The sequence below is a fragment of the Pseudomonas sp. P97.38 genome (assembly GCF_001269745.1).
In the GTDB taxonomy this organism is placed as follows: Bacteria; Pseudomonadota; Gammaproteobacteria; order Pseudomonadales; family Pseudomonadaceae; genus Aquipseudomonas; species Aquipseudomonas chlororaphis_E.
Map to the genome: position 1 here is coordinate 6185 of NZ_LHVJ01000036.1, position 12800 is coordinate 18984.

Here is a 12800-nt window from a genome sequence, read left to right on the forward strand (position 1 = left end):
TCAGGACAAGACTTCTGATTCAACGATCTCGGCAAGGATTTCTTCAGCCCTGGCCAGGAACCGTTCATCCCGGGGAATCTGGAAGTGACCGCAGTCGATCCGCTCACCCAGCACCGGCTGCCCCACCTGCGCAGCCAGTTCCAGCCCTTCGGCTTCGCGCCCCGGCGTCCACCAGCACGTCGGTTCCACCGCCACCGTCGGGCACCGGTCCAGTTGCAGCGACAGGTGCTTGAGGTGGCGGGCGACGCAAAAGACATGGGCCAGCTCATCGGCACCCAAAGCCAGGTAGGTGGAGGCAACGCCCTCGCCGGCCATCGCCGTCGCCAGCAACGCGCGCAGGTTCGTCACCGTTTCCTCGCCCTCGATCAACTGCGGCAACCTGGCGTCGAGCAACGTCACCCGCACGAAATCCCGCAGGTCGGCGCGCCAGTCATCCACTGCGTGGCGATCCACCGCGGCCGAAGGCACGAAGCTGTCGACCAGGCCGACAAACTCGACCTGCTGCCCTTCGCGCTCCAATTGCGCGGCCATCAACAAGGCCAGGGTGCCGCCCAGGGACCACCCCAGCAGCGAATACGGCCCTTGCGGTTGCCGTGCGCGAATCTGGGCCACGTAGGCGCTGGCCATCGCCGGCAGCGATGCGTCGCGCCACGCCGGATCCAGCAGCATCGCCGACTGCACTGCCAGCACCTGGCGCACACCGCTCAAGCGCCGCGCCAGCGGTTCATAGTCGAACACCGTGCCAAACCCGGCATGGATGCAGAACAGCGGTGCCGTGCCCCGCACCTCGGCGTTCATCGCCAACACAGTGGAAGGCGTCGAGGCTTGGCCCTGCAAACCCGCCACCAACTGGGCGATGGTCGGTTTCTGCATCAGGTCGCGCAGCTTAAGGTTCAAGCCCTGGGCCTTGAGCCCCCGACTGCGGGCCACCACTTGCAGGCTGAGGATCGAGTCACCGCCCAGTTCGAAGAAGTGATCGGTCACCCCGACCCGCTCGACTTTCAGCACGTCCTGCCAGATGTCCACCAAGGCTTTTTCAAGCGCGCTGTCCGGTGCCACGTAGCCCTGGCGCGCCGGATCGGCACCCGGCGCCGGCAGTGCCTTGCGGTCGAGCTTGCCGTTGGGTGTCAGCGGCAGGCGTTCGAGCAGCATCAGGTGGGCCGGCACCATGTAGTCCGGCAGGCTCGCCTTGAGCTGTTCGCGCAGACCCTCGCACCACTCCCCGGTCGATGTCGAATCGACGGGCAGCACGTAGCCGACCAATTGCTTGCCGCTGGCGCCGTCGCGCGCCACCACCGCCGCGTCACGCACCCCTGGCAGTTGCTTGAGGCGGGCCTCGATTTCCCCCGGCTCGATGCGGAAACCCCGGATCTTCACCTGCTGGTCGATACGGCCCAGGTAGTCAAGGGTGCCATCCTCGCGTTGTCGCACCAGGTCGCCGGTGCGGTACAGGCGGGCACCGGCGCCGCCGAATGGATCGGCGACAAAGCGTTCGGCCGTGCCGCCGGCACGCCCCAGGTAACCCCGGGCCAACGCCCCGCCCAGGTACAACTCGCCCGCCACGCCGACCGGCAGGCGATTGAGGTCGTGGTCCAGCACGTAGCCACAACGCTGGCCGACGAGCGTGCCGATGGGCGCATACGCCGCGCCGCACGTCTGCTCGGCGCCCGCCTTCCAGATCAGCGGCGTGACCACGGTTTCGGTCGGGCCGTAGCCGTTGATGATGTAGCGCGGCTTGAGGGCGCGCCTGGCCAGCTCGAAACTCGCTTGCGGCACGGCATCGCCGCCGAAGCAGTAGACCCGCACCGGCGGCGGGTTGCCCTGTTGCTCGGCGTGCTCGGCCAGTTGCTGCAAGTACACCGGCGGGAACGCCGCCACCGTCACGCCATGCTCATGCAAGGCGTTGAAGGTCTGCTCGGCAGTCCAGAGGTTGTCGTCGCGGATCAGCAACCGCGCACCATGGGTCAACGGGGTCAGCCAGCGCTCATGGGCACCGTCGAAGGCGAACGACATGAAGTGCAACTCGCAATCGGCCGTGCTCATTTCATAACGCTGGCCGATGGCCTGGCAGTGCATCGCCAGGGCACCATGGGCCACGCCCACGCCCTTGGGCAAACCGGTGGAGCCGGAGGTGTAGATCACGTAGGCAAGGTTTTCCGGCTGCACCGTCACCTGGGGCGCCGTGTCCGGCAGGTCGTCGAGGTCCAGACGGTCCAGCGTCAGTACATGAAGATTGGCCCGGGTCGGCAACACCGCGTCCAGGCGCGAGTCGCTGAGCAACAGGGCAATGCCCGAATCGTCCATCAGGTAACTCAGGCGCTCCCGTGGATAAGTGGCGTCCAGCGGCACGTAGGCACCACCCGCCTTGAGCACCGCCAGCAAGGCGACGATCATTTGCTCGCTGCGGGGCAAGGCCACGCCGACCCGCACCTCCGGCCCGACCCCTTCGGCTATCAAGGCGTGGGCCAGGCGATTGGCCCGGGCCTCGATCTGGCCGTAGCTGAACCGCTGGCCGTCGAAGATGACCGCCGTCTGCTCACTGTCGCGGGCAGCCCATTGGCCGATGCGCACGTGCACCGGCACTGGCGCCGACGATGGCTCGGCCGCCGGGGCCGCCAGTGCCTGCCCGGTGACCAGGCCGAGACGGCCCAGGGGCCGCGCGGCGTCCTCGCACAGCGCCGCCAGCAACCCTTCCATGTTGGCGCGGATGCCTTCCACCGTGGCCCGGTCGAAATGCTCGCGCAGGAACATGTATTCGATCACCAGCCCGTCTTCGAGGGTGACCATCAGGTCCATCGGGAAGTTGGTCAGGCCGGCGGCGCTGCTCTCGCCAAACTTCAGCGAGTCATCGCGCCACTCGCGCAGCGCCTGGTCGATGGGGTGGTTCTCGAACACAATGATGCTGTCGAACAGCGATTGCCCGGCGCGCCCGGCCCAGCGCTGGACGTCGGTCAGCGGCGTGTATTCGCGCTCGCGCATGTCCAGGTTGTAGTCCTGCAGGTCACGCAACCACGGCCCCACCGGTTGCTCGGCGCACACCTGCTTGATCACCGGCAGGGTGTTGATGAACAACCCCAGGATCGATTCCGACGCCGGCAGGCTGGCGGGACGGCCGGCCACCGTGGCGCCGAACGCCACGCAACGCTGGCCGCTGTAGCGACTGAGTAACACCAGCCAGGCGCCTTGCACCAAGGTGTTGAGGGTGACTTGCTGGTCCCTGGCAAACGCCTTGAGCTGTTCGGTCCGGGCTTCGCCCAGGCGGCTGTAGAGCGCTTCATGCCCCCTGCCCTGCCCCTCATCCTTGCGCGGCACGGCGTCGGCCAGGTAGGTCGGTTCGTCGAGTTCGGCCAGGTGCCGGCGCCAGAAGCGTTCCCCGCCGCTGGCATCCTGTTGGGCGAGCCAATTGATGTAGCGACGGTACGGCACCGCCTCGGGCAGATCGCGCCCCGAGTAGTGGCTGAGCACCTCACCGATCAACTGCGAACTGCTCCAGCCGTCGATCAGGATGTGGTGGTAGGTCCAGATCAGCTGATAGCTGTCCGCACCGATCCGCACCAGCAACAGGCGCTGCAACGGTGGGCGATCCAGGTCGAAGCCCCGGGCCCGTTCACGGTCGGCCAAATCTTGCAGGGCCTGGGCTGAAACGTCCTGCTCGCGCCAGTCCAGCAGGCTGATGGGCAACGGCGCATCGGCGAGGACGAATTGCAATGGCTCGGCCATGTCCTGCCAGAGGAAACCGCTGCGCAGGATGTCATGGCGCCGGCTCACCGCCTCCCAGGCAGCCTGGAAACGCGCCGGCTCCAGGCCCTGGACCGGGATGCTCAACTGGTTGATGTACAGGTCGGCTTCCGGCGAATTCAAGCCGAGGAACAACATGCCCTGTTGCATCGGGGACAGACGGTACAACCCGTCCAACCGCCCTTGCGGCAGCGGCAACTGGCGCACCTGCTGCTCGGTCAGGCCGTGCAGCGGCATGTCCACCAGGGCGCTGGCCGCCGAAGTGACAGGTTCCGCCGACATGACCCGCTCGGCCAGTTGGCGGACGGTGGGGTGTTGGAAGATGTCTTTCGGGCTCAGGTCGATGCCCTGTTCACGGGCGCGGCTGACCACCTGGATCGAGATGATCGAGTCAGCGCCCAGGTTGAAGAAATTATCCGTGACGCCAACGGATTCGACGCCCAACACGCCCTGCCAGATCTGCACCAGCGTGCGCTCGGTGGCATTGGCCGGCGCCACGTGCTCTGCGGCGGCCAGCTCCAGGGCCGGCAGGCGCTTGCGGTCGAGCTTGCCGTTGGGGCTCAGCGGCATCTGCGCCAGCCATACGCGGTGTGCCGGGACCATGTAGTCCGGCAGGCTTTCCCCCAGCCAGGCGTCGAGTTGCCCATTGAGCGGGGGATGGCGTGACGGTTCGTCCGGATCGACGGCCACCAGGTAGGCCACCAGTTGCTGGCTGCCCGCCACGTCACACGCCACGACGACCGCTTCACGCACTGCCGCATGGGCCATCAGCCGCGCCTCGATTTCCCCCAGCTCGATGCGCAGGCCACGCAACTTGACCTGGTGGTCGATGCGACCGACGTACTCGATCACCCCGTCGGCGCGATACCGCGCCAGGTCACCGGTGCGGTACAGGCGCTGGCCGTCGCCCAAGGGGCTGGCGACGAAACGCTCGGCGCTCAGGCCCGGGCGACGGTGGTAACCCCGGGCCAGGCCCACGCCGCCCAGGTACAACTCGCCGGCCACGCCGACCGGCAACGGGTTCAGGCCGCTGTCGAGGATATGCGTCGACAAGTTGGCGATCGGCTGGCCGATGGGCACGCTGTCGCGGCCTTCGTCGCGGCAGGTCCAATGGGTGACGTCGATGGCCGCCTCGGTCGGGCCGTACAGGTTGTACAACCCGGCCCCCGGCAGCTTGGCGAACACCTGCACCTGCACCTGCACCGGCAGTGCCTCACCGCTGCAAACGATGCGCGTCAGGCTGGTGCAACGCTGGACGTCGGCATCCTGCAAGAACGCCTGGAGCATCGACGGCACGAAGTGCAGCGTGCTGACCTGCTCGCGCTCGATCAGCTCGATCAGCCGCGCCGGGTCCCGATGAGCGCCGGGCGCCGCGACCACCAGCCGCGCACCGACCATCAGCGGCCAGAAGAACTCCCACACCGACACGTCGAAACTGAACGGGGTCTTCTGCAAGACCGTGTCCGCCGGCGTCAGCCCGTAGGCCTGTTGCATCCACACCAACCGATTGACCAGTGCCCGGTGGGCATTGCCGGCGCCCTTGGGCTGGCCGGTGGAACCGGAGGTGTAGATCACGTAGGCCAGGTTCTCCGGCTGCACCGCCACCTCAGGGTTCGCCCTCGGGTAGGCGTCGAAGGCCTCGCCCGCGGGAGTCAGGCACAGGCTCGGCAAGCCCTGGGGCAGCGGCAAGGCGTCGAGCACCTGCGGCTGGGTCAGCAGCAGGCCGATGCCGCTGTCCTGGATCATGTAGCCGAGCCGTTCACGCGGGTACTCCGGGTCCAGCGGCACATAGGCACCGCCGGCCTTGAGGATCGCCAGCAGGCCGACCACCATTTCCAGGCTGCGCTCCATCGCGATGCCGACCAACGTGTCCGGCCCGACCTGACGCTCGATCAGCGCGTGGGCCAGTTGGTTGGCCCGTTCGTTGAGCTGGCGGTAGCCCAGTGCCTGGTCGCCGAACACCACGGCAACGGCGTCGGGCGTGCGCAGGGCCTGGGCCTCGATCAGACGGTGCACGCCCTGGTCCAGGGCGAACGGCTGGGCAGTGGCGTTCCACTGTTCGATCACTTGCACCTGCGCGCTATCCAGCAACGCCAGTTCGCCCAGGGTCGTCTCGGCCGACTGGGTCATCTGCCGCAGCAGGTTACCCAACAGGCTGCTCAACTGCTCGACCACGCCCTCGGCGAACGCTTCGCGTCGATAGCTGTACTGCAACGCCAGGGTCTCACCGGCATTGACCACCACGGTCAGCGGGTAGTTGGTCTGTTCGTGATTCTGGATGTGGCTGAAGCGCAGTTGCCCAGGGGCACCCTGCTCCAGCGCCTGGGACACCGGGTAGTTCTCGAACACCAGGATGTTGTCGAACAACGCCTCACCGTTCTGGCCGGCCCAGCGCTGGATGTCGAACAACGGCGTGTGCTCATGTTCACGCAGCGCCAGGTTCTGCGCCTGGACACTCTGCAACCACTGGCCCATGGTCTGCGCCGGCAGCGGGCTGGCGATCACCGGCAAGGTGTTGATGAACAGGCCAATCTGCTGCTCGACCCCGGCCAGTTCGGTCGGACGGCCGGCCACGGTGGCACCGAACGCCACGGTCTGCTGCCCGGTCAGGCGTTGCAGCAACAACAGCCACGCGGCCTGGACCAAGGTGTTGAGGGTGACCTTCTGCTGGCGGGCGAACTCACTCAACAGGCGCGTCTGCAGCGCATCGATCAGTTGATGACACTCGCCATGGCCGTGGCGCGGCTGATCGTCGGCGGGCCGCTGGATCGCGTGGGCCAGGCGTGTCGGCTCTTGCAGGTCGGCCAGTTGGCTGGCCCACCAGGCCTGGCTGAGCTGCGGATCCTGGCGCTGCAACCAGTCGATGTAGTCGCGATAGCGCCCCGCCGTGGCCGGCACCGGCTGGCCGGCGTAGCGCTGCAACACTTCGCCCAGCAGCTGCGAGTTGCTCCAACCGTCCATCAGGATGTGGTGGTTGGTGTAGATCAGGTGGCAACGCCGCTCATCCAGTTGCACCACCGTCATGCGCAGCAACGGCCCCTGGGTCAGGTCGAAGCCCCGGGCCTGTTCGGTCTCGGCCAGTGCGTCGAGGCCGGCGTGGGTGTCGCCGCGCTCACGCCAGTCGAGCACGGTGAACGGCATCGCCAGTTGCTTGTGCACCACTTGCACGGCCCGCTCCAGTCCTTGCAAGACGAAGCTGGTGCGCAGGATGTCGTGACCCTCCACGGCGGCCTGCCAGGCCTGCTGGAAGCGTTGCGGGTCCAGGCCTTCGACGTCGAGGCGCACCTGGTTGATGTAGTCGCCGGCGGCGTGTTCATAGAGGCTGTGGAACAGCATGCCCTGCTGCATCGCCGACAGCGGGTAGACATCGACTACCTGCCGCGCCGGCATCGGCAGCCCGTCGAGCTGCGCCTGGGTCAGGCCGGCCAGGGGGAAGTCCGACGGCGTCAGGCCGACGCTGCCGGGCTCCACGCAATGACCAATCAACAGCGCCAGCTCTTGGGCGTACTCGTCCGCCAGGCGTTCGAGGGTCGCGGGGTGGAAGCGCTCGCGGCTGAAGTTCCAGGCAATGCTCAGTTCGCCGCCATACACCTGGCCGTTGAGGGTCAGCCAGTTGCCCATCGGCGCATCGGCGCTCTGGTCGAGGCCGGCGTTTTCCTGGGCCGGGGTGAACAACGCGCCGTCATCGCCAGCGAAACTGCCGTCGAACTGGCCGAGGTAGTTGAAGGTGATGCGCGGCGTGGGCAGGTTGGCGAAAGCTTGCCGGGTGGACGCATCGCCGAAGTGGCGCAGTACGCCAAAGCCGATGCCCTTGTTCGGGATCGAGCGCAACTGTTCCTTGATCTGCTTGATCGATTCACCCGGCCCGTCCAGCGGGGTCAGGCGCACCGGGAACACGCTGGTGAACCAGCCCACCGTGCGCGTCAGGTCGATGTCGTCGAACAGCGCTTCGCGGCCGTGGCCCTCCAGTTGGATCAGCACCGAAGGTTGCCCGGTCCAGCGCCCGATCACCCGCGCCAGCGCGGTCAGCAACAGGTCGTTGACCTGGGTGCGGTAGGCGCTCGGCGCCTCTTGCAGCAGTTGGCGGGTCAGGTTCGCATCGAGGCGAGTCATGACCGTGGCTTGCAGCCGGTTCTGCTGGCCGGCGTCGTAACGCTCGCACGGCAGGTCGTTGCCACAGGCACCCAGGCCGTCCAGCCAGTACGCCCGCTCCTGCTGCAATGCCGGGCTGGCGGCGTAGCGCTGCAACCGTTCGCTCCAGTCCTTGAAGGCATGGGTCTTGACCGGCAGTTTCAAGGCATGACCCTGGTACACCTGTTGATAAGCGTTTTGCAGGTCTTCCAGCAGAATGCGCCAGGACACGCCGTCCACCACCAGGTGATGAATCACCAGCAACAGACGCTGGCTGCCGTCGGCAAGGTTGGCCAGCACCGCCCGCAGCAGCGGGCCGTCTTGCAGGTCAAGGCTGCGCTGGGCCCGGTTGCCCAACGTTTCCAGTTCCGCGCTGTCGGCCACGTCGGCCACGTCGGCCTGCCACAGCCAATCGTCGGATGGCCGCTCAAGGGGTCGATACGCCGCCACCCAGCCGGATGGCTGCTGGGTAAAGCCCAGGCGCAGCGCGTCGTGGTGATTGACCAGGGCACGCAGCACCCGTTCGAGCTTGTCCGCCTCCAGGGCGATGCGAGGCTTGAGCAGCACCGACTGGTTCCAGTGGTGGCGCGTGGGGATCGCCTCGTCGAAGAACTGCTGCTGGATCGGCAGCAGCAACGCCGGTCCCTCGACCGGTTGTTGGTCAATCCCGGCCGGGTCGTCCTCCAACGTCGCCACCAGGGCCAGGCGCCGCACGCTCTGGTGCTGGAACAGGTCTTTGGGGCTGAGGCGAATACCGGCCTGGCGGGCACGGCTGACCACCTGGATCGAGATGATCGAGTCGCCGCCCAGCTCGAAGAAGTTGTCGTCCAGGCCCACTTGCGGCCGTTTCAACACCTCTTGCCAGAGGCTTGCCAGACGCTGCTCCAGCTCGCTTTGCGGGGCCTGGTAAGCCTGCGTCACGGTGCCGGTGTCCGGCGACGGCAGCGCATTGCGGTTGAGCTTGCCGTTGGCGGTCAGCGGCAGTTGCTCCAGCAGCACCAGGTGCGCCGGCAGCATGTGCTCGGGCAAGGTCGCCCGGAGTTCGGCGCGCACTGCATCGCGCCACTGGCCTTGGCGCGACGGGTCGCCCGCCAAGGTGGCGTCGGTCGGCACCAGGTAGGCCACCAACTGCGGCCCGCTCAGGCGGGGCACCGCCAGCACGGCCGCGGCGCGGATCGACGCCAGCGCCAGGAGCCGGGCTTCGATTTCCCCCAGCTCGATGCGGAAGCCGCGGATCTTCACCTGATGGTCGATGCGCCCGACGTATTCGATCACGCCATCGGCGCGGCAGCGCGCCAGGTCGCCGGTGCGGTACAACCGGCCGCCCTCGCCGCCGAACGGGTCGGGGATAAAGCGCAGGCAAGTCAGGTCGGCACGGTTCAGGTAGCCCCGCGCCAGGCCCGCGCGGCCGATGTACAACTCGCCGATGCACCCGGCGGCCACCGGGTTCAGGTCACCGTCGAGCAGGTACCACGACAGGTCGCCAATCGGCTCGCCGATCGGGCTGCTGACGTCGCGCTGCAAATCGGCTTCGCCCAGCGGACGGTAGGTCACGTGGACCGTGGTCTCGGTGATGCCGTACATGTTGATCAGTCGCGGCGCGCGGTCGCCGAAGCGCTCGAACCATGGCCGCAGGTGCTTGACGTCCAGCGCCTCGCCGCCGAACACCACATAACGCAGCGCCAGGGCTTGCGCATCCGTGGTTGACGCGCAAGCCACCTGCATCAGCGGCTTGAACGCCGACGGGGTCTGGTTCAGCACGGTGACGCCTTCGCGACAGAGCAAGGCATGAAACTCTTCCGGCGAACGGCTGGTGTCGTACGGCACCACCACCAACCGGCCGCCGTACAGCAACGCTCCGAAGATTTCCCAGACCGAGAAGTCGAACGCAAAGGAATGGAACAGGGTCCAGACGTCGTGTGCGCCAAACTCGAACCACTGCGTGGTGGCCTCGAACAGCCGCAGCACATTGTGATGGGCCAGCAACGTGCCCTTCGGCTGCCCGGTGGAGCCGGAGGTGTAGATCACGTAGGCCAGGTTGTCCGCAGACATGGCCACGCCCGGGTTGGCGTCGCTGTAGCCGAGCAGGTCCTCATCCACCAGCAGGCTGCGCACGCCGTCGGGCACCGGCAGACGGTCGAGAACCTGGGCCTGGGTCACCAGCAGCCCGATCCCGCTGTCGGCGATCATGTAGGCCAGGCGTTCCTCGGGGTAGCTGGGGTCCAGCGGCACATAGGCGCCGCCGGCCTTGAGGATGGCCAGCAGGCCCACCACCAGCTCCAGGCCGCGCGCCATGCCCAGCCCGACGCGCACGTCCGGCCCCACACCGGCTTCGATCAGTCGATGGGCCAGGCGATTGGCCCGGGCGTTGAGCTGGTGATAGCTCAGGTGCTGGTCCAGATGACTCAGCGCAATGGCGTCGGGGGCTCGCAGGGCCTGGGCCTCGATCCGCTGGTGCAGGCATTCATGGCTCGGGAAATCCGCCCGTTGCGGGTTCCACAGGCCCAGCATGGCCTGCTGTTCGGCGGTATCGAGCAGCGGCACCTGGCTGATACGTTGTCCACAATCGGCGACCAGCGCCTGGAGCAGGTTCGTCCAGTGCCGGCCCATGCGTTCGATGGTCGCGGCCTCGAACAGGTCGGTGGCGTAGGTCAGTTCGGCCCAGAGCTGGTCCGCCGATTCGTAGGTGTCCAGGGTCAGGTCGAACTTGGCGGTGTCGCTGGCCCAGGTCAGGGCCTGGACATCGACGTGCGCCAATTGCGCCACCGAACCGCGGGGCTGGCGCGCCTGGTGGTTGTGCAGCACCTGGAACAACGGGCTGTGGCTGAGGCTGCGCTCCGGTTGCAGCGCGTCCACCAGTTGTTCGAACGGCAGGTCCTGGTGGGCCTGGGCCCCGAGCACGTTGTCGCGCACCTGCTGCAACAGGCTACGCAGGCTTTGCTGGCTGTCGATGTCGGCCTTGAGCACCTGGGTGTTGACGAAGAAGCCGATCAGCCCTTCGGTTTCGACCCGGTTACGGTTGGCCACGGGCACGCCAACGCGAATGTCGACCTGGCCGCTGTAGCGATGCAACAGGGTCTGGAACGCCGCCAGCAACACCACGAACAAGGTGACGTTTTCCCGCTGGGCCAACTGCTTGAGGTCGGCGGCCAGGGAGGCACTCAAGGGCACTTGCAGGCGTGCACCGCGATGGCTTTGTTCGGCCGGTCGCGGCCGGTCGGTGGGCAACTCCAGCAACGGTGGGTTATCACCCAGGCGCTGGGTCCAGTAGCTCAACTGACGCTCGCGCTCACCGGCGTCCATCCAGTGTCGCTGCCAGGCGGCGTAGTCGGCGTACTGCACCGCCAGCGCTGCCGAAGCCGGTGCCTGGCCGGTGCTGAAGGCAGCGTAGGTGTCCATCAGTTCATCGACCATGACCTGCATCGACCAGCCATCGGAGACGATGTGGTGCTGGGTCAGCACCAGCACGTGGTCCTCAGCCGCCAGGCGCATCAGCGTGACCCGCATCAGCGGGCCCTGGTGCAGATCGAACAGGCCGCGGGTTTCTTCCGCCACCCGCATCAAGAGCGCCGCGTCGTCGAGGTCGGCGGGCAACGCCTGCACAGCGATGTCCAGCGAAGCAACCGGGTCGACGGTCTGCCACGCCTGCCCATCGTGCTCGACGAAGCGCGTGCGCAAGGATTCGTGACGGGCCAGCAGCGCATCGAAACTGCGCTGCAACGCCGGCAGGTCCAGCGCCCCGCGCAGGCGCAACGCCGCCGGGATGTGATAGGCGGTGCTGGTGGGCTCCAGTTGCCAGAGAAACCACTGGCGCTCCTGGGCATACGACAACGGCATCAACGACTGTCGCGGCAACGCCACCAGCGGCGGCTCCCGATGCGCTTGCTCCACGCCCAGGGCCGCGACGAAATCCCTGAGCACGCTGTGTTCGAACAAGGTGCGCAGCGGCACCTGGACCTTCAACGCCTGGCGCACCCGGGTCATCACCTGGGTGACCAGCAACGAGTGGCCACCGAGTTCGAAGAAGTGGTCGTCCAAGCCCACCCGCTCAAGCTTGAGCACGTCTTGCCAGATGCCGGCCACGATGTGCTGGGTGGCGCTGCGGGGGGCCGCGTAAGTGCCTTGCGACGGGCTGGCTTGCGGGGCCGGCAGCGCCTTGCGATCGACCTTGCCGTTGGGGGTCAACGGCAGGTTCGCGAGGAACACCAGGTGCGCCGGGACCATGTACTCCGGCAACTGCGCCTTCAACGCGGCCTTGATGTCGTTGCGCAGCGCCTGCTGGTTTTGCGCATCCGGCATGGCCTGGGCACGGGGCACCACATAGCCCACCAGTTGCGCACCGGTCGCCCCTTCGTGGGCCACCACCACGCTTTCACGCACTTGGGCGAGGGCCAGCAGCGCCGCCTCGATTTCGCCCAGCTCGATGCGCAGACCACGGATCTTCACCTGGTGGTCGATGCGGCCGATGTACTCGACTACGCCTTCGGCCCGATAACGGGTCAGGTCACCGGTGCGGTACAGGCGCGCGCCGGTGCGGGAGAACGGGTCCGGCACGAAGCGCTCCGCCGTCAGGGCCGGGCGCTGGAAATAGCCCCGGGCCAGGCCGTCGCCGCCGATCAGCAACTCACCGGGAGCGCCGGGCGGGTTGAGCGCCAGGTCGCTGCCGACGACATACAGCGCGGTGTTGTCCAGGGGGGTGCCGAGGAACGGCCGGCTGTTGTCCAGGCTCAGCGGGTGCACGGCCGACCAGATCGTGGTCTCGGTCGGGCCGTAGAGGTTCCAGACCTTCGGCGACAGGGCCAGCAGCCGTTGCGCCAACGCCAGCGGCAAGGCTTCACCGCCGCACAGCAAGGTGCGTCCGGCCAGTCGCGCCGCGTGTTCATGGTCCAGCAACATGCGCCAGCTCGATGGCGTGGCTTGCAGCACCGTCA

Annotated in this window: 1 protein-coding gene (cut by a window edge); it reads right to left on the minus strand. The window is 67.3% G+C overall.

The genetic code is table 11. From position 1 onward, the window contains the following. Positions 1-12800, minus strand: partial view of a non-ribosomal peptide synthetase gene (locus tag AD664_RS26625; protein ID WP_083454270.1) — the 3' portion only. The gene runs 2248 nt beyond the window's last position; the window shows 12800 of its 15048 coding nt (coding positions 2249-15048); its start codon lies beyond the right edge, outside the window; it ends in the stop codon at positions 1-3.